The following is a 25,540-nucleotide window of genomic DNA, read 5'->3' on the forward strand; positions in this document are numbered from 1 at the left end:
TGGAGTCGTGGACGACGAACGCAGGCTCACCTTTTCGCAAGCCGCGCTGACCGGGCTTCTGTCACTGGCGGCCGCCCTCGGCGTGGGGCACCTCGTCGCGGGCTTCGTCGGGTACACGGCCTCGCCGTTCGTCGCAGTCGCGAACTTCGTCATCGACCACAGCCCGCACGCGGTCGTCGCCTGGGCCGAGCAGACGCTGGAAACCTGGGACAAGGTCGTCCTCAAGATCGGCCTGGCCGTGGTGCTGGTGCTGTTCGCGCTGCTCGCCGGGCAGCTCTCACGCCGTACGCCGCTGCCGGGTCAGGTGCTCGTCGGCGTTCTCGGCGCGGCCGGTGTCGCCGCCGTCTTCGTGCGCACCGACCTCGGGCAGATCGCGCTGCTGGCACCGGTGATCGCCACCGTCGTCGCGCTCGTCGTGTTCACCAGGCTGCACTCGTTCTTTCGCCCGAAGGTGTTCTTCGACGAGCGTGAAGGCGAAGGCCCGGACCGGCGGAGGGTGCTGATCACCGGCGCGTCCGTCGCGGCGGGAGCCGGCGTCGCCGCGCTGACCGGCCAGATCGTCGGGACCAGGAAGAACGCGGAGGAGTCGCGTGCCGCCGTCGGCAGGCTCGTCGCGGCGAGGACCGCGCCGCCGATCCCGCCCGACGCGGACTTCGCGAAGCTCGGCACCCCGCCGTATCTCACTCCTTCGAAGGATTTCTATCGGATCGACACGGCACTGGTGGTCCCGCAGGTCCGCACCGAGGACTGGAGTCTGCAGATCCGCGGGATGGTCGAGCGCGAAGTCACCTATCGGTATGAAGATCTCCGCTCGCGGCCGCTGATCGAACGCGACGTCACCCTGTGCTGTGTCTCCAACGAGGTCGGCGGCCCGTACATCTCCAACGCGCGCTGGATCGGCATCGACCTGCGGGATCTGCTGACCGAAGCGGGCGTGAAACCCGGCGCCGAGCAGATGTTCGCGACCAGCGTCGACGGCTGGACCTGCGGCACCCCGGTCGAAGCCGCCCTGGATCCGCGGCGCGGCGCGATGCTCGCCCTCGGTATGGACGGCGAACCGCTCCCGGTCGAGCACGGCTTCCCCGCGCGGATCGTGATCCCCGGGCTCTACGGCTACGTGTCCGCCACGAAATGGGTGACCGAGCTGGAGATCACCACCTGGGCGGAGCGCAAGGCGTACTGGCTCGACCGCGGCTGGGCCAGGGAAGCGCCGGTGAAGACGCAGTCGCGTATCGACGCGCCGGGCTCGGCGGTGAACGCGGGCAAGGTCGTGGTGTCCGGGACCGCGTGGGCCCAGCACACCGGCGTCGCGAAGGTCGAGGTCCGGGTCGACCAGGGGCCGTGGAAGGAGGCCGTCCTGTCGGCGGAGACGTCGAAGGACACCTGGCGGATGTGGTGGACCGAGATCGACGTCGCCGCTGGTCAGCACGAGATCGCCGTGCGGGCGACGGACCAGTCGGGCTACACGCAGACGCAGGAGCGCGCCGGAACCGTCCCGGACGGCGCCACCGGCTGGCACACGGTGTCTGTGAACGCGCGCTAGAGAGACTGACCACAGCGCTCACCTGTGACTTTGTGCCTGCGTTCACAAGTGGCTACCGTAGATACGTCGCCTCCGAAAGCGCCCGGCATCGAACCGGACTCAGCGCGGCGGGTCAAGAGCCGTTTTCCAGGTTCGGGCGATTCATGTCGTCAGCAGGGACCAGAGGGAGCGGACAAGCGTGGTGTCGCAACGAGGCCGGCGCACCCGGGTGACACCGGACGCCGACAACGCGCCCACCGCGGAGATGCCCGCCGTCGAGACCACCGCCGAACCGGAAGCGGTCCGCGCGAAGTCGATCCCCGAAGCCGCCGTCGCCCGCCTCGCCGTCTACCTCCGTGTCCTCTCCGGACTGGCCGAGCAGGGCGCGACGACGATCTCCAGCGAGGAGCTCTCGCAGGCCGCGGGCGTCAACTCCGCGAAACTGCGCAAGGACCTGTCCTACCTCGGCTCGTACGGCACCCGCGGCGTCGGCTACGACGTCCAGGTGCTGGTCAGCCAGATCGAGCGCATCCTCGGCCTGACCCGCAAGCACAAGGTCGCCGTGGTCGGGATCGGTAACCTCGGGCACGCGCTGGCCAACTACGGCGGGTTCCCCGGCCGCGGTTTCCCGGTCGAGGCGCTGTTCGACCTCGACCCGGATCTGGTCGGCGTCCCGGTCGGCGGCCTCCCGGTCTCGCATCTCGACGAGATCCCCAAAGTCTGCGCCGAACGGCAGATCTCCATCGGTGTCATCGCCACTCCGCCCACCGCCGCGCAGTCGGTCTGCGACCGGCTCGTCGCAGGTGGCGTGCAGTGCATCCTGAATTTCGCCCCGGTGGTGCTGCAGGTTCCGGCACATATCGAGGTTCGCAAGGTCGATCTCGCGGTCGAGCTGCAGATCCTGTCGTTCCACGTCGCTCGTCGCGCCGATCTGGCCGCTAACGGCAACGGCGGAGGAGACGGTGGCCCTGGGGGCGCCGAGAATGGCAGCGTGAACGGCCACGGCAACGGAATGGTGGTGCGCTGAAATGAGCGTGTTGGCGGTCGGGCTCTCGCACCGCAGCGCCGAGCTGAACACCCTGGAACGCGTCGCGGTCCCGGCGACCGACGTGACCAAGGTGCTCCACGAGCTGCAACAGGCCGAGCACGTCAGCGAGGCGATCCTCGTCTCGACCTGCAACCGCATCGAGGTCTACGCCGTCGTCGAGACCTTCCACGGCGGGCTGAACGACGTCTCCGACGTACTCGCCCGCCAAGCCGGGATGCAGCCCGCGGACCTCTACGACTCGCTGTACGTGCACTACGCGGGCGCCGCGATCGAGCACCTGTTCTCGGTCACTTCGGGGCTGGACTCGATGGTCGTCGGCGAGACGCAGATCCTCGGCCAGATCCGCTCCTCCTACGCCACCGCGCGGGAGGCGGGCACCGTCGGCCGCACGCTGCACGAGCTGATCCAGACCACGCTGCGCGTCGGCAAACGCGTCCACACCGAGACCGGGCTGGACCAGCTCGGCGCGTCGGTGGTCTCCGAGGCGCTCGCCGCGGCCGGTGACATCGCGGGCAAGCACGCGCTGATCATCGGCGCCGGTTCGATGGGCGCGCTGACCGCGTCCCACCTGCGCAAGTCCGGGATCGGCGAGATCACCATCGCCAACCGCACCGAGGCGAGGGCTGCCCGGCTCGCCGCCGCGAGCGTCGAGCAGGGAGTGCCCGCGAAGGCCGTCCAGATGAGCGGGATCGCGGACGCGGTCGCCGAGGCGGACGTCGTCGTCTGCTGCACCGGTGCGCAGGCCGCGGTGTTCGCCGCCGCACACGTTCCGGCCCGTGCCGGGCGCGCGCTGGTCGTCTGCGACCTCGGCCTCCCGCGTGACGTCGACCACGACGTCGCCGCACTGGCCGACGTCACCGTGGTCGACCTCGAAACCATCCAGCGCCGCATGCGGGAAGCGGGCACCCCGACCACCGAACGGCAGACCGCGAAGGCCACCGGCATCGTGCTCGACGAGGTGCGCGAGTACCTCGCCGGTCAGCGCAGCGCCGAAGTCACCCCGACGGTGACGGCGCTGCGGCGCCGCGCGGCCGAGGTGGTCGACGCCGAACTGCTGCGGCTGGACAACCGCCTGCCGGACCTCGAAGCCGGGGTCCGCGAGGAGGTCGGCCGCACGGTCCGCCGCGTGGTCGACAAGCTGCTGCACGCGCCGACGGTGCGGGTCAAGCAGCTGGCCGCCGAGACGGCCGACACCGACTACGCCAACGCGCTGCGCGAGCTGTTCTGCCTCGACCCGCAGGCGCCCGCCGCCGTGGCGAGTCCCACCGCAACGCCGAAAGACGAGTGATCATCCAGTGAGCAGAGTCATCCGCATCGGGACGCGCGGCAGCAAACTCGCCCTCGCGCAGACCGGCACCATCGCCGACGCCTTGCGGGCCACCGGGGCCGAGGTCGAGCTCGTCACCGTGACGACCCCCGGCGACAAGTCGTCCGCGCCGATCCCCACGATCGGGGTCGGCGTCTTCACTTCCGCGCTGCGCGAAGCCTTGCTGCGCGAGGAAGTCGACGTCATCGTGCACTCGTACAAGGACCTCCCGACGAAACCGGAGCCGGGCATCACGCTCGCCGCCGTGCCGCGCCGCGAGGACCCGCGTGACGCGCTGATCGCCCGTGACGGGCTGACCCTGGGCGAGCTCCCGCCCGGCTCGACCGTCGGCACCGGCTCGCCGCGGCGGACCGCGCAGCTGCGCGCGCTCGGTCTCGGTTTGGAAATCGTGCCGATCCGAGGCAATATCGACACCCGCATGCGCAAGGTGAGCGACGGAGAGCTGGACGCCGTCATCCTGGCGCGTGCCGGACTGGCCAGGATCGGCCGGGCGGAGGAGATCACCGAGACCCTCGACCCGATCCAGATGCTGCCCGCACCCGCGCAGGGTGCGCTGGCGGTGGAGTGCCGGACCGGTGACGTGGACATCGAGCACCTGCTCGGATCCACAGTGGACGATGAAGGCACCCGTGCCGTGGCGACCGCCGAGCGGGCGTTGCTCGCGGCGCTGGAAGCCGGGTGCAGCGCACCGGTCGGAGCGCTGGCGGAGATCGTCGAGGACCTGGACGCCGAAGGGCGGGTCGTCGAGCGGATCTCGTTGCGGGGCACCGCCGCCGTCGAAGGTGACGGGGACGCGGTCGACATGGTGCGCGCTTCCGCGCTCGCCGACAAGCACGAAGCCGATCAGCTCGGCCGGACACTGGCCGCCGAGCTGCTCGACCTGGGGGCCGGCGCGCTGTCCGGCCCCGCCCAGTGAGTCAGAACGTTGAAGGTAGGGCCGCGCTCGACTGCGGCCGCTCAAGAGGAGAACGCACAGATGACCCCCGCGCGTAAGACCACCGGGCGTGTCGCCTTCGTGGGCTCGGGCCCCGGTGACGCCGGTCTGCTGACCGTCCGCGCTCAGGAGCTGCTCGCCAAGGCCGAGGTCGTGGTGACCGACCCGGACGTCCCTTCGGGCGTCCTGGCCTTCGCCGCCGAGGGCGCCGAAGTGCGCCCCGCCGTCGGCGAGGCCACCGAGGTCGCCAAGGACCTGGTGAACGAGGCCAAGGCCGGACGGCTGGTGCTCCGGCTGATCGCCGGTGACCCGCTGACCCAGCCCGCCGTCGTCGCCGAGGTGCAGGCCGTTTCCCGGACCAGCGCCGTGTTCGACATCATCCCGGGCGTTTCGCCCGGCGCGGCCGTGCCGGCGTACGCCGGTGTCGCGCTCGGTGGCACGCACACCGAGGTCGACGTCCGCGGCGACGTCGAGTGGGCCGCACTGGCCGCCACCCCGGGCCCGATCGTGCTGCACGCGACGTCGGCGCACCTGGCCGAGGCCGCGTCCGCGCTGACCGAGCACGGGCTGGCGCCGACCACCCCGGTCGCGGTGACGTCCAACGGCACCATCAACACCCAGCGCACCCTGGACACCACGCTGGCCACCGTCGCGAACGAGGCGGGCGAGCTCGTCGGCCCGCTCATCGTGACCATCGGCCAGGCCGTCGGCCAGCGCTCGAAGCTGTCGTGGTGGGAGTCGCGCGCGCTGTACGGCTGGAAGGTCCTGGTGCCGCGCACCAAGGAGCAGGCCGGTGAGATGGCGGAGCGGCTTCGCGGCCACGGCGCCACCTCGCACGAGGTCCCGACCATCTCGGTCGAGCCGCCGCGCAGCCCCGCGCAGATGGAGCGTTCGGTCAAGGGTCTCGTCGACGGCCGCTACCAGTGGATCGTCTTCACCTCGACCAACGCCGTCCGCGCGGTGTGGGAGAAGTTCGAGGAGTTCGGCCTCGACGCCCGCGCCTTCTCCGGCGTGAAGATCGCCTGCGTCGGCGAATCGACCGCCGCGAAGGTGCGCTCGTTCGGCATCATCCCCGAGCTGATCCCGGAGGGCGAGCAGTCCTCGGAGGGGCTCCTCGCCGAGTTCCCGCCGTACGACGACGTCCTCGACCCGGTCGACCGCGTGCTGCTGCCGCGGGCGGACATCGCCACCGAGACCCTTTCGGCCGGCCTGCGCGAACGCGGCTGGGAGATCGACGACGTGACCGCGTACCGCACCGTCCGGGCCGCGCCGCCGCCCGCCGAGACCCGCGAGATGATCAAGACCGGCGGTTTCGACGCGGTCTGCTTCACCTCGTCCTCGACCGTGCGGAACCTCGTCGGCATCGCCGGCAAGCCGCACACCCGCACGCTGGTCGCGTGCATCGGCCCGAAGACCGCGGAGACCGCCGTGGAGTTCGGGCTGCGGGTCGACGTCCAGCCCGAGAAGGCCGACGTCCCGCACCTGGTCGACGCGCTCGCCGAGCACGCTGCCCGGCTCCGTGCCGAAGGCGCGCTTCCGCCGCCTCGCAAGGCGAAGCGGGCTCGCCGCTCCTGACGATCGGTCAAGCCCCCTTCCCACGTTTCGCGTGGGAAGGGGGCTTTTTCGATCCTTGGCGAAACTTCGCCGCTCGGGCAGCGGCGGGTCGTAACCTCGGTGATTCCGACAATCACTGGGGAGTGATCATGAAATCTCTTGTTCTGGTTGCCGCTCTGGGCGCGCTGGCCCTGGGTTTTCCGGGTACGGCGGCCGCCGCCACCTCGTTCGAAGTGTGCAGTCCGCTCGGGTGCGCGGCGCAAAGCGTCCGGGGCACAGTCGATCGGGGACAGCTAGCGGTCACCGTTTCCGACAGATCTCCGGTCTCGGCCCTCACCGCCCGGTTCGTCGTGTCCCCGCAGGGTGTGCAGACCCAGATCGTCGTCGATGATGGTGTGCGGCATGCGGTCGTCACGTTGCCGCCCGGCGCGAACCAGCTGACCGTGACGGCCTGCGGGGGCGGGGGCTGCAACAGCAAGTCCATTCCGCTGTAAGGCCTCGTGAGGCGGTTGGCCGCCGGTCCGTGAAGGCCTCCTTGCCTACCCTGAAGGTAGGGAAGGAGGCCTTCACGGACTACGTGACCGCAATCCGCGGCCTCAGCTGAAGAACTTCACGACCTCCGTGTACGCCAGGTACGCGAACATCGCCAGGCAGATGCCCAGCAGCCCGTTCGACAGCCACCGCGAACGCCCTTCCCTTGGCACTCGTGACGTGTTCAGCAGCACCAGCAAGGTCGCCGCCAGGAAAGGCATGAACAACGCGCCCAGCACGCCGTAGATCACCGTGAGCTGGAACGGCTGGTCCAGGAACAGCAGCGCCATCGGCGGGAAGGTCAGCCACAGCACGTAGCCGCGGTACGCGACACTGCGTTCACCGGCCTTCTTCTCATACGCTTCAACGCTTTCCGTGGTGTTCGCGGGCAGCCGCAGGATGCGCCACCAGTCCGCGAAGAGCAGGCTCACGCCGTGCCAGACGCCGATCACCGACGTGAACGAAACGGCGAAGAAGCCGATGAGGAACGGGATCCGCGCCCACTGCCCGTAATCCGCGGCGAGGGTGTCGCCGAGGAACAGCAGCCCCTTGTCGCCCGAGATGATCTTCTGGCCCAGCAGCAGTTCCGCGCCGACGATCAGCATCGCGATCACGAAGATCCCGGTCATGACGTACCCGACGGCGTTGTCGGTGCGCATCATCGGCAGCCACTTCGACGAGCGCCAGCCCTTGGCGAGCGTCCAGTAGCCGTAGGCCGCCATGGTGATCGTGCCGCCGACGCCGCCGATCAGGCCGAGGACGTAGACGAGCGAGCCGTCGGGCAGGGTCGGGACGGCGCCCTTGAACAGTTCCGCGAAGTTCGGCACGACGAGGATCGCGGTGCCGACCACCGTCACGAACATGACGCCGACCAGGACGGTCATCAGTTTCTCGATGATCGCGTAGCGCCCGAACCACACCAGCGCGAAGCCGAGCAGGCCGCAGATCATCGCCCAGTACCGCACCGAGAGCGCGGGGAAGAGCGCGTTCAGCGGCAGCCCCGACGCGGACATGGCGGTCGCGCCGTAGACGAAGCCCCAGATCACCGCGTAGATCCCGAAGTAGATCAGCGCCCAGATCCCGAGTGTCCGCCAGCCGGACAGGATCGTCCGGCCCGAGGTCAGATGCCAGCGGCCGACGGCTTCGGCCAGTGCGAGTTTGAAGATCGTGCCGACGAGCACCGCCCACAGCAGCGTGTACCCGAAGCGCGATCCGGCCACCATCGTCGCGACGAGGTCGCCCGCGCCGACCCCGGTCGCCGCGGCCATGATCCCTGGCCCGACCTGGCGCAGCCGTGCGCGCCAGCCGACGGGCGGTTCTTCCAGTTGGTCGGTCACCGTTGAACTCGACATGACGTGGAAGGTAACCCACGTCACACCCCGTAGGAATCGGACAAAGGTGACTCTTTACCGTTCCTTAGGAAAGGTTCGGCCGTTCACCGCCTCTCGACCGGGCGGGAGTACCGTCGTGAGGGTGTTTCCCGAACATCGTCCCCGCAGGCTCCGTACCACTCCGGCCATGCGCAGGCTGGTCGGTGAGACGACGCTGCGCCCACGCCAGCTGATCCTCCCGATGTTCGTGGCCGAGGGCGCCGACGCGCCCCGCCCGATCTCCAGCATGCCCGGGGTCGTCCAGCACACCCGCGACACGCTGCGCAAGGCCGCGGTCGAGGCCGTCAACGCCGGCGTCGGCGGCCTGATGCTGTTCGGCATCCCGAAGACCCGGGACGCGGAGGGCTCCGGCGCGATCGACCCGAACGGAATCCTCAACGTCGCCCTGCGCGACCTGAGGTCCGAGCTCGGCGACGCGACGGTCCTGATGGCGGACACGTGCCTCGACGAGTTCACCGACCACGGCCACTGCGGCGTCCTCGACGCCGACGGCGGTGTCGACAACGACGCGACCCTGCGCGTGTACGCGGAAATGGGCCTGGCGCAGGCGGAAGCGGGTGCGCATCTGCTCGGCCCCAGCGGCATGATGGACGGCCAGGTCGGCGTCATCCGCAGTGCGCTGGACCGTGCCGGGCGCACCGACACCGGGATCCTCGCGTACTCGGCCAAGTTCGCCAGCGCGTTCTACGGTCCCTTCCGTGAGGCCGTCGACTCGCAGCTGAAGGGCGACCGGAAGACGTACCAGCAGGATCCGGGCAACGTGCGCGAGGCGCTGCGCGAGATCGAGCTGGACATCGCCGAGGGCGCCGACATGGTCATGGTCAAGCCCGCCCTGTCCTATCTGGACGTCATCAGGGCCGCCGCCGAGGCGTCGCCGGTTCCCGTCGCGGCGTACAACATCTCGGGCGAGTACGCGATGGTCGAGGCCGCCGCGGCGAACGGCTGGCTCGACCGCGAGCGCACGATCCTCGAGGTGCTGACGTCGATCCGCCGCGCGGGCGCGGACATGATCCTGACCTACTGGGCCGCCGAAGCCGCAGCTTGGCTGGACTAGGCTGCCTCGCGTGAGCGACAGCAAAGCCGACGAAACGGACGACGAGCGCCGCAAGCGCGGGATGTCACCGGATCCGATCCTGCCGGGCCAGAAGCCGCCGAAGATCGTGGTGCCGAAGCCGGTGGCGATCTCGTTCTGGCTGTGGATCGTCGCCGGTGTCGTCCTGGTGGCCGGGCAGATCGCCCTGCTGGTGCTGAAAGACGAACTGACCGAGGGGATCCTCAAGCAGATCAGGGAGCACCCGGTCCCCGGTCAGCCCGCCGATCCGGCGCAGGTCGCGTCCGGCGTGACCACGCTGCTGTGGATGCTGCTCGGTGGCGCGCTCACCTTCGCCGTCCTGTTCGCGTTGTTCGCGTACAAGGCCCGTGAGGGAACACGGTCGGCCAGGACGGTCCTCACCGTGGGGGCGGTCTTCCTGGTGCTGGTGGAACTGCTGATCCTTCGCGGTTCGCTCAACGTGTTCCTGCTGGTGTCCACCCTGCTGGTGGCGATCGCGCTGGTCCTCATGTACCTGCCCAGCGTCTCCGACCATTTCCCGAAGGTCGGGCGCACGCTGCCATGACGCCCGAGCCGCCCCGCTACGACGAACCCGGCGTCGGCTGGACGGCTTTGCTGTGGGCGCCGCTGTTCGCCCTCGCCGGGCTGCTCGCCGAGCTGGCGACCGGCGGCCCGGTCCACTGGCTCGCCTGGATCCTGGTCGCGGCGGGGCTGGTGGCGATCACCGTTCCCTGGGTCTACGCGCGCCGCCGGTACCTCTCGCTCGAAGTCACGTCGGACGGCTACCGGCAGGGCAGGGAAACCCTGGAGGCGGCCCGGATCGCCGAGGTCCTCGAAGACGAGGCCCCGGTCGGCTCGCGTGTCCTCGGCGGCGGCTGGACGATCCCCAAGAAGCACGGCGAAGTCGGGTTGAAGCTCGAAGACGGCGTGTTCGTGCGCGCCTGGGCCAAGGATCCGGACGCCCTTCGCGAGGCTCTCGGGGATTTGGTGCGTGCTCGCACCACAGAGTCATGAGAAACTGCTCACCGTGATCGACCTTCCCCAGCCGACCGGCGCCGATCTGTGGCCACCGGAGGACACCCGGCCCGCGGCCCGGCTGCACAAACCCCTTCGCGCCGTGGTGGGGGCGGTCGAGCTGATCCTCGCCGCGCTCGCGGTGTGGGGTGCTTTCGCGTGCTGGAAGGCCGGTGTCGTCCCGGTCGTGATCACCTACGGCGAAACGACGACGCTCGAATCCCAGCGGTATTTCGGCGGCCCGCTGTCCGGCGCCATCGGGCTGGGCGTGCTGGCCGCGATCCTGGTGGTGGACGCGATCCGCCAGTTCCTGCTCGCCGTGCGGGCCAAGGGCCGCAAGCGCAAGGACTAGCACCTAGTTGAGCCAGACGACGGCGGCGTTGACCGCGGTCGAGTACAGCAACCACAGCAGGTACGGCACCAGCAGCCAGGCGGCGAGTTTCGACCGGCGCCCGAACTCCATCATCGTGACGGGCACCATGAAGTCCAGGACGACGACGTCGGCCAGAGCCAGGACGTGTGCTCCGCCGGCGAAGAACAACGGCGTCCACAGCAGGGTCAGCAGCAGGCAGACGCCGTAGAAGGCGAAGCCGCGTGTCTCGCCGTCGGTCCGCCAGTAGCACCAGCCCGCGATGGCGACCAGAAGGAGCAGGACCGTCCACGTCGGACCGTAGAGCCAGCCCGGCGGTGCCCACGACGGGCGGATCAGCACGTTGTGCGTTTCGGAACGGGTGGCCACGCCCAGCGCCGCCACGAGGCCGACGATCGCCGACAGGGCGATGAATCCGGCCAAGGCCTGCCAGCGCAGGCGACGGTGGTGGGTCGGTGGTGACGGCACCGTGGACACGTGGGTCCTCCGCGAGGGTTTCGACAGGAGTGCTTCCCAGCCTAGTGGGCCTGGTCACGCCGTGCCCGGAACCGCGAGGACTCGGCGGCGGGTGTCATCGGGGATTTGCGAGACTGGGGACGTGACTACCGGAGTCGATCAGTCCAAGGCATGGTTCGAACGAGCGAAGGCCGCGATCCCGGGCGGGGTGAATTCCCCGGTGCGGGCCTTCAACTCCGTCGGCGGCACCCCGCGGTTCATGGTGCGCGGTGAGGGGCCGTATCTCTGGGACGCGGACGGCGGCCGCTATGTCGATCTCGTCTCCTCGTGGGGGCCGATGATCCTCGGGCACGCGCATCCCGACGTCGTCTCCGCCGCGCGCGAAGCCGCTGTCGACGGGCTGTCGTTCGGCACCCCGACGCGCGGCGAGGTCGAGCTCGCCGAGGAGATCATCGCCCGCGTCGAGCCGGTGGAGCGGGTGCGCCTGGTCAACTCCGGCACCGAGGCGACGATGAGCGCGATCCGGCTGGCCAGGGGGTTCACCGGCCGGGCGAAGATCATCAAGTTCGCGGGCTGCTACCACGGCCACGTCGACGCGCTGCTCGCCGAAGCGGGCTCCGGCGTCGCGACCCTCGGCCTCCCGACCTCGCCCGGTGTCACCGGCGCGCAGGCGGCCGACACGATCGTCCTGCCCTACAACGACCTCGACGCGGTCCGGAAGTCCTTTGTGGACAACCCGGACTCGATCGCCGCGATCATCACCGAAGCCGCCGCGGGCAACATGGGCGCTGTCGCCCCGATCGACGGCTTCAACGCCGGGCTCAAGGAGATCGCGCACGAACACGGCGCGCTGCTGATCATGGACGAGGTGATGACCGGGTTCCGCGTTTCGAAGGCGGGCTGGTTCGGCCTCGACGGTGTCGCCGGTGACCTGTACACCTTCGGCAAGGTGATGTCCGGCGGGCTGCCGGCCGCGGCCTTCGGGGGCCGCGCCGACGTGATGGCGAAGCTGGCCCCTGGCGGGCCGGTGTACCAGGCGGGAACGCTGTCCGGGAACCCCGTCGCCGTCGCCACCGGTCTCGCGACGCTGCGCGCGGCCGACGACGCCGTGTACGCGGCCCTCGACGCCAACGCGAAGCGGCTCGGCGACCTGTTCGACCGGTCGCTGACCGAGGCGGGCGTCAGGCACACCGTGCAGTACGCGGGCAACCTCGTCAGCGTGTTCTTCAGCGAGAACCCGGTGACGAACTACCCGGGCGCGCAGGCTTCGGAGACCTGGCGGTTCCCGGCGTTCTTCCACGCGCTGCTGGACAACGGCGTGTACGCGCCGCCGAGCGCGTACGAGGCTTGGTTCGTCAACGCGGCCATGGGTGACGCCGAGTTCGAGATCATCGAGTCCGCGCTTCGCGTGGCCGCCCGCGCCGCCGCCGAGGCGGTCCAGGCGTGAGCGCGACGACGATCGTGCACCTGCTCCGCCACGGCGAGGTGCACAACCCGGACAAGATCCTGTACGGCCGCCTGCCCGGCTTCAAGCTCTCCGACCGCGGACAGCGCCAGGCGCTGACGGTCGCCGAGGCCGTCGCGACGCACGACATCACCTACGTCGTCGCTTCGCCGCTTCAACGCGCGCAGGAGACCGCCGCGCCGATCGCGGCCGCGCACCGGCTCGACGTCGAGACCGACGATCGGCTCATCGAGGCGGACAACCAGTTCGAGGGCGAGCGGGTTGCCGTCGGCGATGGCGCGCTTCGCGAGCCGAAGCACTGGCCGAAACTGGTCAACCCGTTCCGGCCGTCCTGGGGCGAGCCGTACGTCGAGATCGCGCACCGCATGCTCGGCGCGATCCACCGCGCGCGGCGGGCGGCCGAGGGCCACGAGGCGCTGTGCGTCTCGCACCAGCTGCCGATCTGGACCGTGCGGCGGTTCCTGGAGGCGAAGCGGCTCTGGCACGACCCGCGCAACCGGCAGTGTTCGCTCGCTTCGCTGACCAGCCTGGTCTTCGAGGGCGAAGAACTCGTGCGGATCGTCTACAGCGAGCCCGCCGGCACGACCGACCCGAAGGTGACCGGGGCATGAAGCGCGCGCTGGCCGCCATGGCGGTGCTGATGCTCGCCGTCACCGGCTGCACCACCGGCAAGGACGCCGTCGTCACCGGCGGCTCGTTCAACTTCGTTTCGCCGGGCGGGAAGGTCGACATCACCTACGACGTCGCCGACCGCCAGCCGTCGCCGACGCTGTCCGGCGACGACCTGATGAACGAGGGCAAGCAGCTTTCGATCGCGGACTTCCCCGGCAAGGTCATCGTGCTGAACCTGTGGGGCCAGTGGTGCGGGCCGTGCCGGGTCGAGGCGCCGGAGATGCAGAAGGTCTACGACCAGACCAAGGCGTCCGGCGTCCAGGTGGTCGGCATCGACCTGCGCGACAACGACCGGGCCCCCGCGCAGGACTTCATGCGGGACCGGAAGCTGACGTACCCGTCGATCTACGACCCGTCGGGGCGGACGCTGCTGCAGCTCTCGGGCTACCCGCGCAACATCATCCCGTCGACGATCGTGCTGGACAAGCAGCACCGCGTCGCGGCCGTGTTCCTGCGTGACCTGCTGGCCTCGGATCTGCTGCCGGTCGTGCAGCGCCTGGCCGCCGAACCCGCCTGACCCACGCCCGGATCGCGTTTAGCCCGCTAAACGCGATCCGCGCACCGGGACCAAGGTCCTGACCGGGTGCGACGTAGGTCCCGTTGGGCCAGCCCCGGCGTTTTCACCTGAACCACACTCCCTACGCTCAGCCGGGTGAACTCCGTTACCGAGCTGGCCCTCTCCGGGCCGCTGCTGCTCGCGGCGGGTGTGGCGCTGCTGGCCGGGACGATCTCCTTCGCGTCGCCGTGCGTCGTGCCGCTGGTGCCCGGGTATCTCGCGTACCTGGCGGCGCTGGTCGGCGCGGACGCCCCCGCGGTCAGCCCCGACGAGGAGCGCAAGAAGGGCCGTTTCGCCGTCGTCGGCGCGGCGGCGCTGTTCGTGCTCGGGTTCACCGTCGTCTTCGTGGTGACGCTGGGGACGCTGGTGTGGATCGCCGACGTCGTCGCGCTCAACGTGGACCTCCTCCAGCGGCTCGGCGGCGTGCTGACGATCGCGATGGCGCTGGTCTTCATCGGCTGGATCCCGGGGCTCCAGCGCGAGTTCCGCTCCCACCACGTGCCGCGCGGCGGACTGTGGGGCGCGCCGGTGCTCGGCGCCGTGTTCGGGCTCGGCTGGACGCCGTGCATCGGGCCGACGCTGTCCGCGGTCATGTCCATGGCCAGCGCCACCGGCGGAGCGGCGGTGCGCGGGTACGTGCTGACCCTGGTCTACTGCCTCGGCCTCGGCCTGCCTTTCCTGCTCATCGCGTTCGGCACCCGCTGGGCCGTCCGCGCCACCGACTGGCTGCGCCGCCACGGCCGTCAGGTGCAGGTCTTCGGCGGCGTTCTGCTGCTGATCGTCGGCCTCCTGCTGGTGACCGGACTGTGGGGCGACATGACCGGCTGGATCAGGAACACCCTCGTGACCGACATCAGGCTGCCCTTGTGACCACCGAATACCGTCAGACGCCGCTGAAGCGGGGCCTCGGCTTCCTGCGCAACACCTGGCGCGGGCTCACGTCGATGCGCACCGCGCTGGTGCTGCTGTTCCTGCTCGCGCTCGCCGCCATGCCCGGCGCCCTGCTGCCGCAACGGAACCTCAACGTCGCCAAGACCGACGAGTACATCGCCGCGCACGGCTGGTGGGGCGAACTGCTCGACCGCACGCAGTTCTTCGAGGTCTACGGCAGCGTCTGGTTCTCGGCGATCTACATCCTGCTGATGGTCTCGCTCATCGGCTGCCTCGCGCCGCGCAGCTTCGAGTACGCGAAGGCGATGCGCGCGAAGCCGGTGCTCACGCCACGCAAGCTCTCGCGGATGCCGCATCACGTGTCCACCACGACCGACCGGACCCCCGAGACGGTCATGACGGACACGCACACGCTGCTCAAAGGCTGGCGCCGCGTCGAGCGCGAAGAGGCCGACGGAAGCCGAAGCATCTCCGCCGAACGCGGGTACCTCCGCGAGACCGGCAACCTCGTCTTCCACTTCGGCATGCTCGGCCTGATCATCTTCTTCGCGCTGGGCAAGTTGTTCGGCTACGAAGGCCAGGTCATCGTCCAGGCCGACGGCAGCCCCTGGTGCAACTCCGGCATCCTCGGCTACGACACCTTCAACGCCGGGCTGCGCGTCGACGGCACCGACCTCAACGGGTTCTGCATCCGTCTGAAGGACTTCGAGGCGCGCTACACCGCGAACGGGCAGGCGAACTACTACCACTCCAACATGGAGTACCAGTCCGGCGAGGACCTGAAGACCGGCGCGTGGAAGCCGTACGGGCTGGAGGTCAACTCGCCGCTGCGCACCGCGGGCGACCGCGTCTACCTGCTGAACTTCGGCTACTCCCCGAAGTTCACGGTGACCTTCCCCGACGGCACCGTGCGCACCAACATCACGCCGTGGCGTCCCGCCGACGAGCCGACGAAGCTCTCCGAAGGCGCGACGAAGATCGACCAGCCCGGTATCGCCGACCCGATCGAACGCCGCACCCGTCAGCTCGCGATCACCGGCCTGCTCGCCCCGACCGCGTTCATGCACGGCAACGTGCTGACGTCGTCGCGGCCCGAGGCGAACAAGCCGGCGGTGGCCGTCGACATCTACCGCGGCGACCTCGGCCTCGACGCGGGCCGCGGGCAGTCGATCTTCCAGATCGACCAGTCGCTCGTCGAGGACGGCAGGCTCAAGAAGCTCACCCGGCAGAACCTGGACCAGGGCCAGGAGACGGTGCTGGACGACGGCACGAAGGTCCGCTTCGACGGCGTCCAGGAATGGGTCGCCATCCAGGTCTCGCACGATCCGGTGCAGGGCTGGGTGCTGGTCTGCGCGGTCGCGATGCTGATCGGGCTGGCGGGATCGCTGCTGGTCAAACGGCGCCGGGTCTGGGTCCGGGTGACCCCGGCGCGCGAAGGTGAGACGGGTACCGTGATCGAGGTCGCCGGGCTGGCGCGCACCGATCAGGCGGGCTACGGCGAAGAGTTCCAGCGGATCAGCGACAAGCTGGTCCAGGGGCAGAGAGGCAACTAGAGGTCATGCCGATCAACGAGACGTTGTCCCAGTACAGCGACTACTCCTACACCACCGCGGCGGCGATCTACGTCCTCGCGCTGATGTTCGCCCTCATCGAGCAGGGCTTCGGCGCGAAGGGCAGGATCGCGGCGGAACGCAGCAAGCAGAAGGCCCGCGAGCTGGTCGGCGCCGGCGGCCCCTCCGTGACCGCGCCCGCCTACGGGACGCCCTTCGAGTCCCCGCGCGAGGTCGGCCGCCCCGAGCGCATCGGCCGCATGGGCGCCGCGCTGCTGGTGCTGGCCGCGCTGCTGCACCTGGCCGCGATCGTGCTGCGCGGGTTCGCCGTGCACCGCGCGCCGTGGGGCAACCTCTACGAGTACGGCATGGCCACGACCTTCATCGCCGTCGCGACCTGGCTCGTCATCATGCGGAAGTTCCCGGTCCGCCACCTCACCGGCTTCCTGCTGCTGCCGGTCGTGATCCTGATGTTCGTCAACGGCACGATGCTGTACACGACGGCCGCGCCGGTGCAGCCCGCGCTCCAGTCGTACTGGCTGATCATCCACGTCTCCGCGGCGATCATCGGCTCGGGTGTCTTCCTGGTGCCGGGTGTCGCGAGCGTCCTTTACCTCTTCCGTGCCGCGCACGACGACAACCCGGCGAAGTTCGCCAAGTTCGCCCCGAAACTGCCCGCCGCGGACGTGCTCGACCGCATCGCCTACCGCACCACCATCTTCGCCTTCCCGATCTTCACCTTCGGCGTGCTCTGCGGCGCGGTGTGGGCCGAGGCGGCGTGGGGCCGGTTCTGGGGCTGGGACCCCAAGGAGACCGTCGCCTTCGTGGCGTGGGTCGTCTACGCGGCGTACCTCCACTCCCGTGCCACCGCGGGCTGGCGTGGGAAGCGGGCCGCGATCATCAACATCGTGGGATTCTCCGCGACGATCTTCAACATGTTCTTCGTGAACCTGGTGACGTCGGGCCTGCACTCCTACGCCGGGGGCTGACCGTCGCCGCTGCACGCGACCCGACTACCGTCAATACTGAGGTAATGGGGGAAGACGTGCGCGGAGGAGGAAATCAGCGGTGACCGGACCCAGCGAAGAATCGGCTCCTGGCCACCCCGAACCGACCGAGAGCGCCCAGCCCTCGGAGATGTTCTCCGAGGACAGGACGGACTCGGCGCCGCATCCCGCCGCGAGTGGTTTCGAGGCTGAGCCGACCCAGGTCGTCCAGCCCCAGTACCCGCAGCAGGGCTACCCGCAGCAGCCCGTTCCTCCGCTGCCGCAGCCGTCGCAGGGGCAGTACCCGCAGCAGCCCTACGACCAGAACCTGCCTCCGCTACAGCCTCAGCCGCAGCAGGCGCCGCCGCAGCAGGCCGCCCAGTACCCGCCGCCTCAGCAGCAGTACGCGCCGCCGCCGCAGCAGCAGGCGGTGCCGGGGCTTCCGCAGCCGCAGGGCAGGCACGCGCTTCCGGACGAACTCGCCACCGCGAGCCTGGTCAAGCCGCAGAAGCGCAAGCCGCAATCGGGCTGGCGCAAGGCGCTTTACGTGGGCACCGGCAAGCTCGTCAATCCGGGGGAGAGCCCCAAGGACACGCGCAAGCGCGAACTGATCGCGCAGATCAACCAGCCGCTGCGCGGGTGCTACAAGATCGCGATGCTGAGCCTCAAGGGCGGCGTCGGCAAGACCACCACGACGACCACGCTGGGCTCGACGTTCGCGTCGCTGCGCGGTGACCGGGTGGTCGCCGTCGACGCGAACCCGGACCGCGGGACGCTGTCGCAGAAGATCCCGATCGAGACCACCGCGACCGTGCGGCATCTGCTGCGGGACGCGGACAAGATCACCAGGTACAGCGACGTCCGGTCGTACACCTCGCAGGGCGGGAGCAGGCTGGAGATCCTCGCCAGCGAGCAGGATCCGGCGGTCTCGGAAGCGTTCTCCGAAGACGACTACCGGCGCACGGTCAACCTGCTGGAGCACTTCTACAACATCGTGCTCACCGACTGCGGGACCGGTTTGATGCACTCGGCGATGAAGGGCGTCCTGGACGTCGCGGACGCGCTGGTGGTGGTCTCGTCAGGCTCCGTCGACGGGGCGCGCAGTGCGTCGGCCACGCTCGACTGGCTGGAGGCGCACGGCTACGGTGACCTGGTCAAACGGTCCGTCGCGGTGATCAACTCGGTGCGGCCGAAGGGTGGCTCGGTCGATCTCGACAAGCTCTCCGCGCACTTCGGCGCGCGTGTCCGTTCGGTATGCCGCATCCCGTTCGACCCGCACCTGGAAGAGGGCGCCGAGATCGAGCTGGACCGGCTCGGCGAGGACACCCGGCTGGCGTTGCTGGAACTGGCGGCCACCGTCGCGGACGGCTTCGGCGGCCAGCAGTACCAGCCGATCCAACCGTAGCGCTCTTACTCTTTGTCCTCGTCTTTACCTTTGCGCTGCTGCTCACCGAGCTTGCGCAGGAAGTCGGGGTCGTCGTCCGGGGCCAGTGTCGGTCGCGACGAGGGCACCCCGACACGCTCGATCCCGAACGCGCGCCACAACACCACGGCGACGGTGAGCGCTCCGATGGCCGCGAGCAGATAGATCATGCTCGGTCCCTTTCCGCGTGGAGGACGTTGCTCAGTCCCACGAGGCTAGCCCCTTTGTCGCGCGCGGGGGGACTCATGGATACCCCAATGTGACGAAGGGCGGTTTCGAGCCCTTCGTCACTGGAGTCCTTTTTAGGGGAAATGCCTGGTCAGACCTTGCGGGCGGGCTCGCTGGCGTCGGTGGTCAGCTCGGCGAGGAGCTCGTTCACCTCGGCCTCGCGGAACCGGCGGTGCCCACCGGGGGTGCGGATCGAGCCGATCCGGCCCGCGGTCGCCCAGCGGGTCACGGTCTTGGGGTCGACCCGGAACAGGGCCGCCACTTCGCCGGGGGTGAGCAACCTTCCGCCCATGGTCGCGGTCATTTTCCGCCTCCTTCACGGTTCCAGTGCTAAACCGGGGGCGGGTCCGATGCCCGTCGTGCCGGGTAGCCAACACGGCAATCGTTGCATCTCACCCGTCAGGTACTCGAACGGTTGTCCATAGGTAAAGAGCCCTTAAAGGTCAAAACCGACAACCGCGACATGCGCATATCGGCGCCCAGGACTTGTCATGGATGTACGAAAACGCGCCCTGATCACGCGAATCGGGCCGTGGCACCTAAGGTGTAGCGGTGGACCAGGTGGATCGGAAGATCATCGCGGCATTGCGGGAGAACGGGCGGGCTACCTACGCCGACCTCGGCCGGTCTGTCGGGCTCTCGGCTTCATCAGTGCACGAACGGGTCGGCAAGCTCGAGGCGGCCGGCGTGATCACCGGCTACCACGCCATGGTCGACCCCAACACGGTCGGACTCGGGGTGACGGCGCTGGTCGGCATCCACCCCACCGACACCGCGACCGAGGACGACGTCGCGGAGGCGCTCGGGGCCCTGGACGAGGTCGAAAGCTGCTACGCCGTCGCGGGTGACGAAGCTTTCGTCGTCAAGGTGCGGGTGGCGACCGTCGACGATCTGGAGAAGACCCTCGGCAGGCTGCGGCGGATCCCCGGTGTCGGCCGCACGAACACCACCGTCGTGCTCTCGACCCGCTTCGAGGGGCGGCCCAACAACGCGGGCCTGGACGAGGGCCGCAACGGCGACGCGTAGCCTGCTTTGGTGTGAGCGATAATCACCTGCCCCGCGACCTGACGCTGTACGTGCTGGCCAGGTTCGTCCTGGTCGGGGTCATCGCGGGGGGCTTGCTGCTGGTCAACGTCCCGCTGCTGGTCGCGCTGCTGATCGGCCTGGTCGTGGGGCTGCCGCTGGGGCTGCTGCTGTTCCGCCCGCTGAACGCGCGCGTGACCGCCGGGCTCGCCCGCCGTAACGAAAAGCGTGCTCGCGCCCGTGCCGAACTGCGCTCGCAGCTGCGCGGCGACCGAGTGGACGGCGCGGCGTGAGCCGTCTGCACAGCCGCAGCTGGGTCCGCGAAGCGGTCCGCATCATCGAGGCGGACGCGAACCGCAGCGCCGACACGCACCTGCACGTCTTCCCGTTGCCCGCCGAGTGGGGCATCGACCTGTACCTGAAGGACGAATCCGTCCACCCGACCGGCTCGCTCAAGCACCGCCTCGCGCGTTCGCTGTTCCTGTACGGCCTGGTGAACGGCCAGATCGGGCAGGACACCGTGCTCGTCGAGGCGTCCAGCGGCTCGACGGCGGTTTCGGAGGCGTACTTCGCGCGGATGCTCGGGCTGCGGTTCATCACCGTGGTGCCGCGCAGCACCTCGCCGGAGAAGATCGCGCTCATCGAGTTCTACGGCGGCGAATGCCACTACGTCGACCGCGCGCCGGACATGTACCCGGAGGCCGAGCGGCTCGCTTCGGAGTGCAACGGCCACTACCTCGACCAGTTCACCTACGCCGAACGCGCGACGGACTGGCGCGGGAACAACAACATCGCCGAATCCGTGTACGCGCAGATGCAGTCCGAGCGGCACCCCGTGCCGACGTGGATCGTCGTCGGCGCCGGGACCGGCGGCACGAGCGCCACCTTCGGCCGCTACGTGCGCTACAAGCGGCACACCACGAAGATCGCCGTCGTCGACCCGGAGAACTCGTCGTTCTTCGGCGCATGGCAGACCGGGGCGCTCGACTACAGCACCGGCATGCCGTCGCGGATCGAAGGAATCGGGCGGCCGCGCGTCGAGCCGTCGTTCGTGCCCGGCGTGATCGACGAGATGCTCCAGGTGCCGGACGCCGCTTCGCTGGCGGCCATCCGCGTGCTGCGTGAGCGGACCGGGCACTGGGCGGGCGGCTCGACCGGGACGAACCTTTTCGGCGCGTTCACGCTGATCTCGCGGATGGTCTCGGAGGGGCAGGCGGGCAGTGTCGTCACGCTGCTGTGCGACGGCGGCGAGCGGTACGCGAACACGTACTACGACGACGCTTGGCTGGCGCAGAAGAACATCGACATCGCGCGTTATCTGGACAAGTACCGGGAGTTCCTGGCTAGCGGGAAGCTTGCTCCGGAGGCCTGAGGGGTTCGGGCGGCTTGGGTCTCTTCGGGGATGTCGCGAAAGCCACTTTCGCGACGTCTGATGTCCCGAAAGTGGCTTTCGCGACGTCGGGTGGGTGGGGTACCTCAGGTTCGCCGGATCACCAAAGGGAGCAAGGGACCTTTGCTACCACTTGGGCTACATCTGGTGACCGGCCCGCTCCCCGAGCACAACGGATAGTGCCCCAAAGCGAAAAACCCAAGGCATGAACGGCCCGTTCATGCACCGAACGCAGCCCGGGGCCGACACGGGCCAGAAGGCGCGTGACAGGACCTTTCGCGCCCACTGTGTGGATTTAGGGTCATCCAACGTCCCGAAATCCACACAGTCCCGCACGAAAGGTCCGGTGACGCGGACTCACAGGGCCAGAGCGACCGCGGTCAGCACCGCCCACCCCAGCATCGCGAACCCGGTGTCCCGCAGCGCCGGGATCAGCGCCCGCCCCTGCGCGCCACCGCCGACGGCCTTGACCGACTTCAGCAGCAACGGCGCGGTCACCAGCCCCAGCAGCGCCCACGGCGTCACGAAGGCGAGCAGCACGCTCACGACGTACGGGACAGCGACCAGCACCAGGTAAAGCCGCCGCGTGCCCTTGTCGCCGAGCCGGGTGGCGAGGGTGCGCTTGCCGGATTCGATGTCGGTCGGGATGTCGCGGAGGTTGTTGGCGGTCAGCACACCGGTCGAGAACGAGCCGACGGCGACCGCGCAGCCGAGCGCGGTCCAGCTGAGCTGTCCGGCTTGGACGTACACGGTGCCCAGCACGCCGGCCAGCCCGAAGAAGACGAAAACCGCGATCTCGCCGAAACCGTAGTAGCCGTAAGGCTTCTTGCCGCCGGTGTAGAACCAGGCGCCCAGGATGCAGACCGCGCCCATCGCCAGCAGCCACCACAGTCCGCTGATCGCGACGAGCACGAGCCCCAGGACTCCGGCGAGCCCGAGGGCGACGAGAGCGGCCGCCAGGACGGCCTTCGGCTTCGCGACCCCGGAGCCGACCAGCCGCAGCGGGCCGACGCGATTCTCGTCGGTGCCGCGGATGCCGTCGGAGTAGTCGTTGGCGTAGTTGACGCCGACGATCAGGGAAAGCGAGACGAGCAACGCGAGAATCGAGCGGGGCCAGGAGAAGCCGTCGAGCGCGAACGCCGCGCCGACTCCGGCGACCACCGGCGCCACCGCGTTGGGCAGCGTCCGCGGGCGCGCCCCTTCGATCCATTCACCAGCAGTCGCCATGCCGCCATTCTGGCCCTGGCCACTACCGGCCGGTATGCGGGGCTCGTCACCTGCTCGCGCGATCGCGAGCAGGTGACGAGCCGCCCTACTTCAGGTCGTTGATCGTGTCTTCCAGGGTCCAGGTGAGGGTGCCGCTGTTCGGAACGGCGGTCTCCGGTTCGTCCGCCAGCGCGGGCCCGGCCAAAGCGACCAGTCCCATCGTGACGGCGGTGCAGGCCAATACTGTGCGTGTCCAGCGCGTCATATGTAGACGTAAACCCGCGGGTAATGATCGTGTCAACAACGTCCCAGTAATCGGTGGGGAATTCACGACCTTCGTAGGAGATTCCTGACGGCCGCCCTGTCGACCTTCCCCGGACCCCGCAGCGGGAGTTCTTCGGTGAACTCGACGCGCTTCGGAGCGGCCGCCGCGCCGGCCTCGTCACGGCACGCGGCACGCAGCGACTCGACGTCGCAACCAGCGCCGACGACGAGCGCGACGACGGCCTCGCCCCACTCGGGGTCGGGTACTCCGACCACGCACGCGTCCCGGATTCCGGGCTGTGCGGTCAAGATCCGCTCGACGGCCGCGGCGGCCACCTTCACCCCGCCGGTGTTGATCATGTCGTCGATCCGCCCGAGGATCTCCAACCGCCCGTCGGCCGTCCACCGGCCACGGTCGGACGTGCGGAACCGGCCGCCCTCGAAGGCCTCCGCGGTCAGGTCGGGCCGCAGCCGGTAGCCATGCGCGAGGACTTCACCCGTGATACAGACCCGCTCGTCTTCGAGGTCGACGTGTACTCCGTCCAGCGGTACGCCGTCGTAGACGCAGCCGCTCGCGGTCTCGCTCATGCCGTACGCGGGCACGATCTTCACGCCCGCTTCGGCCGCGCGCTCGCGGATCTCGGCGGTGGTCGCCGCGGCACCGACGATGATCGCGTCGAAAGCGCGGGCCGCCGCGAGCCCCCGGCCGCCCGTGTCGAGCAACCGCCCGAGCTGAGTCGGCACGAGCGCGGTGTAGCGCGGGCCGTCCGAGGACAGCAGTGGCGCGGCCGCTTCGGCGAAGGCGTCCGGCCGGAAACCGGAGCCGTGCAGGACGGCCGGCGTCGTCCCGGCCAGTAGCGAGCGGACCAGCACCTGCAGCCCGCCGATGTACTGCGCCGGGGTCGCGAGCAACCAGTGTCCCGGCCCGCCGAGCCTCTTGTGGGTGGCGTGAGCCGACGCCGTCAGCGCCGACGCCGACAGCAGCACACCCTTGGGTTCGCCGGACGACCCGGAGGTGGCGATGATCACCGCCGTTCCGGCCTCGGCCGGGCGGGCCGGTTCCATCGCGTCCCGCAGGGCCTCGGCCGAGTAGGGGAGGACGGGCGGGCCGCCGTCGAGCGCCTCGGCCAATGCCGTGGTCAGCTCGACGATCGACTCGGGACTCCCGTCCACCCCTACCGCACGCATCCCGCCAGGCTAACGCCGAAGGGACACTCGGCTCAGCATCGCTTCAGGGCGCCGCCGTCGCTGAGGTAATAGTCGGAGAACCAGCCTTGCTTCTGCGTGCCCGCGATCCGCCCCCAGGTCCAGGTCGACCTGGCTTCCTGTCCCTCGCCGATCGTCTGGCCCTTCGTGTAGCAGTGGTAGTAGATCAGCGTGCCGCCGTCGACCCAGCCGTACGAGGAGCAGCTGGTGTGCGGGCCGGAGCGGTAGCGCATCTTCTGCTTCGTCCGGCCCTCGCCGCTGTCCTTGTTCGAGTGCCCATGGCTGCAGCTCATGGTCTGGATCGGGTCGGCAGGCGCGGGCGCCGCACTGGCGACCCCGCCGACGCTGAGCAGCCCCGCCGCGACGATGCCGGGCAGCGTCAGCGCCGCTCTCCGTAGCGATTTCTTCATGGTCGTTCCCCCTCGAATGAGTCGGGTTTCCCTTTCGAGGAGGAACGTAAGCGCCGCCGAATGCCCTGCTCCAGGCCTTTTCGCCTGGTCGAAAAGGGGTCAGTAGTAGTACGGGAACGCCGACCAGTCGGGGGAGCGCTTCTCCAGGAAGGAGTCGCGGCCTTCGACGGCCTCGTCCTGCATGTACGCGAGCCGCGTGGTCTCGCCGGCGAAGAGCTGCTGGCCGACCAGACCGTCGTCGGTGAGGTTGAACGCGTACTTGAGCATCCGCTGCGCCGTCGGCGACTTGCCGTTGATCGCCCACGCCCAGTCCAGCGCCTCGGCCTCGAGCTTCGCGTGCGGGACGGCGGAGTTGACCGCGCCCATCGCCTGCATCTGCTCGGCGGTGTACTCGCGCCCGAGGAAGAAGATCTCCCGCGCGAACTTCTGCCCGACCTGCTTGGCCAGATACGCCGAGCCGTAGCCGCCGTCGAAGGAGCCGACGTCGGCGTCGGTCTGCTTGAACCGCGCGTGCTCGGCCGAAGCCAGCGTGAGGTCGCACACCACGTGCAGCGAGTGCCCGCCGCCCGCCGCCCAGCCGGGGACCACGGCGATGACCACCTTCGGCATGAACCTGATCAGCCGTTGGACCTCAAGAATGTGCAGCCGTCCGGCCCTGGCGGGATCGATCGTGTCGGAGGTCTCCCCGTCCGCGTACTGATACCCGGAGCGTCCGCGAATACGCTGGTCACCGCCGGAGCAGAACGCCCAGCCGCCGTCCTTCGGCGACGGGCCGTTGCCGGTGAGCAGGACGCAGCCGACGTCCGAGCTCATCCGCGCGTGGTCGAGCGCGCGGTACAGCTCGTCGACGGTGTGCGGGCGGAAGGCGTTGCGGACCTCGGGACGGTCGAACGCGACACGTACGACACGTTTGCCTGAGCGGCTCTCAGAGGAGCGGTGATAGGTGATGTCGGTGAAGTCGAAACCTTCGACCTCGGTCCACAAGGCCGGGTCGAACAGCTCGGAAACCTGGGCGTCATCCACGTTTGGGAGAATAGGACGTGTGGCCGTGAGTCGTAGTGTGAAACCCGAG

The 25,540-nt window shown here is 69.4% G+C and carries 29 protein-coding genes; 20 read left to right on the forward strand and 9 right to left on the reverse strand.

The features are described 5' to 3' along the window. The first annotated feature begins 7 nt into the window (after nt 1-7). The 6 genes from ACIBTM_RS15785 (at nt 8) to ACIBTM_RS15810 (ending at nt 6,879) form a co-directional block, all read left to right on the forward strand. Complete coding sequence (locus ACIBTM_RS15785) at nt 8-1,543, forward strand: molybdopterin-dependent oxidoreductase (RefSeq protein ID WP_395877222.1); 1,536 nt, start codon at nt 8-10, stop codon at nt 1,541-1,543. Nucleotides 1,544-1,721: 178 nt separating this feature from the next. Continuing rightward, nucleotides 1,722-2,549: a redox-sensing transcriptional repressor Rex gene (locus ACIBTM_RS15790; RefSeq protein ID WP_373308009.1), complete on the forward strand. Its 828-nt coding sequence runs from the start codon at nt 1,722-1,724 to the stop codon at nt 2,547-2,549. 1 nt (nt 2,550) lies between these two features. Next, nucleotides 2,551-3,858: a glutamyl-tRNA reductase gene (locus ACIBTM_RS15795; protein ID WP_395877224.1), complete on the forward strand. Its 1,308-nt coding sequence runs from the start codon at nt 2,551-2,553 to the stop codon at nt 3,856-3,858. Nucleotides 3,859-3,865: 7 nt separating this feature from the next. After that, on the forward strand, nt 3,866-4,813 hold the full coding sequence (gene hemC / locus ACIBTM_RS15800) for a hydroxymethylbilane synthase (protein WP_016330928.1): 948 nt from the start codon (nt 3,866-3,868) through the stop codon (nt 4,811-4,813). Nucleotides 4,814-4,873: 60 nt separating this feature from the next. Then, nucleotides 4,874-6,406, forward strand: a complete 1,533-nt coding sequence (locus ACIBTM_RS15805; protein WP_005151748.1) for a bifunctional uroporphyrinogen-III C-methyltransferase/uroporphyrinogen-III synthase — start codon at nt 4,874-4,876, stop codon at nt 6,404-6,406. A gap of 128 nt (nt 6,407-6,534) precedes the next feature. After that, on the forward strand, nt 6,535-6,879 hold the full coding sequence (locus ACIBTM_RS15810; RefSeq protein WP_395877226.1) for a hypothetical protein: 345 nt from the start codon (nt 6,535-6,537) through the stop codon (nt 6,877-6,879). Nucleotides 6,880-6,981: 102 nt separating this feature from the next. Here the strand turns inward: ACIBTM_RS15810 and ACIBTM_RS15815 are convergent, their stop codons facing one another. Further along, on the reverse strand, nt 6,982-8,268 hold the full coding sequence (locus ACIBTM_RS15815; protein ID WP_395877228.1) for an Nramp family divalent metal transporter: 1,287 nt from the start codon (nt 8,266-8,268) through the stop codon (nt 6,982-6,984). Nucleotides 8,269-8,389: 121 nt separating this feature from the next. Between ACIBTM_RS15815 and hemB the strand changes: the two genes are divergently transcribed. The 4 genes from hemB to ACIBTM_RS15835 are packed head-to-tail and all read left to right on the forward strand — an operon-like array spanning nt 8,390 to nt 10,724. After that, nucleotides 8,390-9,361, forward strand: coding sequence for a porphobilinogen synthase (gene hemB / locus ACIBTM_RS15820; RefSeq protein ID WP_395877230.1), 972 nt, complete (start codon nt 8,390-8,392; stop codon nt 9,359-9,361). 10 nt (nt 9,362-9,371) lie between these two features. Then, complete coding sequence (locus ACIBTM_RS15825; protein WP_395877232.1) at nt 9,372-9,923, forward strand: hypothetical protein; 552 nt, start codon at nt 9,372-9,374, stop codon at nt 9,921-9,923. Beyond that, a complete protein-coding gene (locus ACIBTM_RS15830) occupies nt 9,920-10,372 on the forward strand; it encodes a hypothetical protein (RefSeq protein ID WP_395877234.1) in 453 nt (150 codons plus the stop codon). The genes ACIBTM_RS15825 and ACIBTM_RS15830 overlap by 4 nt, the downstream gene beginning before the upstream one ends. Next, nucleotides 10,350-10,724: a hypothetical protein gene (locus tag ACIBTM_RS15835; protein ID WP_395877236.1), complete on the forward strand. Its 375-nt coding sequence runs from the start codon at nt 10,350-10,352 to the stop codon at nt 10,722-10,724. The genes ACIBTM_RS15830 and ACIBTM_RS15835 overlap by 23 nt, the downstream gene beginning before the upstream one ends. Nucleotides 10,725-10,727: 3 nt before the next feature. On the opposite strand, the gene ACIBTM_RS15840 is transcribed toward ACIBTM_RS15835, so the two are convergent. Further along, nucleotides 10,728-11,219, reverse strand: a complete 492-nt coding sequence (locus tag ACIBTM_RS15840) for a TspO/MBR family protein (protein WP_395877238.1) — start codon at nt 11,217-11,219, stop codon at nt 10,728-10,730. 121 nt (nt 11,220-11,340) lie between these two features. Here ACIBTM_RS15840 and hemL point away from each other — a divergent pair, with 121 nt between their 5' ends. From hemL to ACIBTM_RS15875, 7 genes are all read left to right on the forward strand, one after another. Then, nucleotides 11,341-12,645, forward strand: coding sequence for a glutamate-1-semialdehyde 2,1-aminomutase (gene hemL, locus ACIBTM_RS15845; RefSeq protein ID WP_395877240.1), 1,305 nt, complete (start codon nt 11,341-11,343; stop codon nt 12,643-12,645). Further along, complete coding sequence (locus tag ACIBTM_RS15850) at nt 12,642-13,274, forward strand: histidine phosphatase family protein (RefSeq protein ID WP_395877242.1); 633 nt, start codon at nt 12,642-12,644, stop codon at nt 13,272-13,274. Before hemL ends, ACIBTM_RS15850 begins: the two co-directional genes overlap by 4 nt. Then, nucleotides 13,271-13,852, forward strand: coding sequence for a TlpA family protein disulfide reductase (locus ACIBTM_RS15855; protein WP_395877244.1), 582 nt, complete (start codon nt 13,271-13,273; stop codon nt 13,850-13,852). Before ACIBTM_RS15850 ends, ACIBTM_RS15855 begins: the two co-directional genes overlap by 4 nt. A 135-nt stretch (nt 13,853-13,987) precedes the next feature. Then, nucleotides 13,988-14,761: a cytochrome c biogenesis CcdA family protein gene (locus tag ACIBTM_RS15860; protein WP_395877246.1), complete on the forward strand. Its 774-nt coding sequence runs from the start codon at nt 13,988-13,990 to the stop codon at nt 14,759-14,761. 74 nt (nt 14,762-14,835) lie between these two features. After that, nucleotides 14,836-16,335, forward strand: a complete 1,500-nt coding sequence (locus tag ACIBTM_RS15865; protein WP_395878081.1) for a cytochrome c biogenesis protein ResB — start codon at nt 14,836-14,838, stop codon at nt 16,333-16,335. A gap of 5 nt (nt 16,336-16,340) precedes the next feature. Further along, nucleotides 16,341-17,321 carry a c-type cytochrome biogenesis protein CcsB gene (gene ccsB / locus ACIBTM_RS15870; RefSeq protein WP_395877248.1) on the forward strand — a complete coding sequence of 327 codons (981 nt, stop codon included), beginning with the start codon at nt 16,341-16,343 and terminating at the stop codon, nt 17,319-17,321. A gap of 79 nt (nt 17,322-17,400) precedes the next feature. Continuing rightward, nucleotides 17,401-18,723: a MinD/ParA family protein gene (locus tag ACIBTM_RS15875; RefSeq protein WP_395877250.1), complete on the forward strand. Its 1,323-nt coding sequence runs from the start codon at nt 17,401-17,403 to the stop codon at nt 18,721-18,723. Nucleotides 18,724-18,728: 5 nt separating this feature from the next. Here ACIBTM_RS15875 and ACIBTM_RS15880 read toward each other — a convergent pair whose 3' ends face one another. Together ACIBTM_RS15880 and ACIBTM_RS15885 are read right to left on the reverse strand one after the other, a co-directional pair. Further along, nucleotides 18,729-18,911 (reverse strand): hypothetical protein, encoded by a 183-nt coding sequence (locus ACIBTM_RS15880; RefSeq protein ID WP_005151794.1) that lies wholly within the window; start codon nt 18,909-18,911, stop codon nt 18,729-18,731. Nucleotides 18,912-19,060: 149 nt separating this feature from the next. Continuing rightward, nucleotides 19,061-19,273: a BldC family transcriptional regulator gene (locus ACIBTM_RS15885; RefSeq protein ID WP_005151795.1), complete on the reverse strand. Its 213-nt coding sequence runs from the start codon at nt 19,271-19,273 to the stop codon at nt 19,061-19,063. Nucleotides 19,274-19,521: 248 nt separating this feature from the next. On the opposite strand from ACIBTM_RS15885, the gene ACIBTM_RS15890 reads away from it, so the two are divergent. The 3 genes from ACIBTM_RS15890 to ACIBTM_RS15900 are packed head-to-tail and all read left to right on the forward strand — an operon-like array spanning nt 19,522 to nt 21,364. Next, nucleotides 19,522-19,995 (forward strand): Lrp/AsnC family transcriptional regulator, encoded by a 474-nt coding sequence (locus ACIBTM_RS15890; protein WP_016330945.1) that lies wholly within the window; start codon nt 19,522-19,524, stop codon nt 19,993-19,995. 11 nt (nt 19,996-20,006) lie between these two features. Next, on the forward strand, nt 20,007-20,285 hold the full coding sequence (locus tag ACIBTM_RS15895; RefSeq protein WP_038520098.1) for a DUF4229 domain-containing protein: 279 nt from the start codon (nt 20,007-20,009) through the stop codon (nt 20,283-20,285). Continuing rightward, nucleotides 20,282-21,364, forward strand: a complete 1,083-nt coding sequence (locus ACIBTM_RS15900) for a PLP-dependent cysteine synthase family protein (RefSeq protein ID WP_395877252.1) — start codon at nt 20,282-20,284, stop codon at nt 21,362-21,364. Before ACIBTM_RS15895 ends, ACIBTM_RS15900 begins: the two co-directional genes overlap by 4 nt. A gap of 375 nt (nt 21,365-21,739) precedes the next feature. On the opposite strand, the gene ACIBTM_RS15905 is transcribed toward ACIBTM_RS15900, so the two are convergent. The 5 genes from ACIBTM_RS15905 to ACIBTM_RS15925 all read right to left on the reverse strand — a co-directional run bounded on the left by ACIBTM_RS15905 (nt 21,740) and on the right by ACIBTM_RS15925 (nt 25,491). Next, on the reverse strand, nt 21,740-22,609 hold the full coding sequence (locus ACIBTM_RS15905; protein ID WP_395877254.1) for a 1,4-dihydroxy-2-naphthoate polyprenyltransferase: 870 nt from the start codon (nt 22,607-22,609) through the stop codon (nt 21,740-21,742). Between the two features lie 85 nt (nt 22,610-22,694). Further along, entirely contained in the window at nt 22,695-22,853 is a 159-nt protein-coding gene (locus ACIBTM_RS15910) for a hypothetical protein (RefSeq protein ID WP_167333169.1), read from the reverse strand. Between the two features lie 62 nt (nt 22,854-22,915). Then, on the reverse strand, nt 22,916-24,040 hold the full coding sequence (menE, locus tag ACIBTM_RS15915; RefSeq protein WP_395877256.1) for an o-succinylbenzoate--CoA ligase: 1,125 nt from the start codon (nt 24,038-24,040) through the stop codon (nt 22,916-22,918). A 32-nt stretch (nt 24,041-24,072) separates the two neighbouring features. Next, nucleotides 24,073-24,468: a hypothetical protein gene (locus ACIBTM_RS15920; protein WP_395877258.1), complete on the reverse strand. Its 396-nt coding sequence runs from the start codon at nt 24,466-24,468 to the stop codon at nt 24,073-24,075. A 99-nt stretch (nt 24,469-24,567) separates the two neighbouring features. Next, nucleotides 24,568-25,491, reverse strand: coding sequence for a 1,4-dihydroxy-2-naphthoyl-CoA synthase (locus ACIBTM_RS15925; protein ID WP_007030899.1), 924 nt, complete (start codon nt 25,489-25,491; stop codon nt 24,568-24,570). Between the last annotated feature and the right edge of the window lie 49 nt (nt 25,492-25,540).

This window comes from Amycolatopsis sp. NPDC049868 (assembly GCF_044461365.1).
Lineage (GTDB): Bacteria > Actinomycetota > Actinomycetes > Mycobacteriales > Pseudonocardiaceae > Amycolatopsis.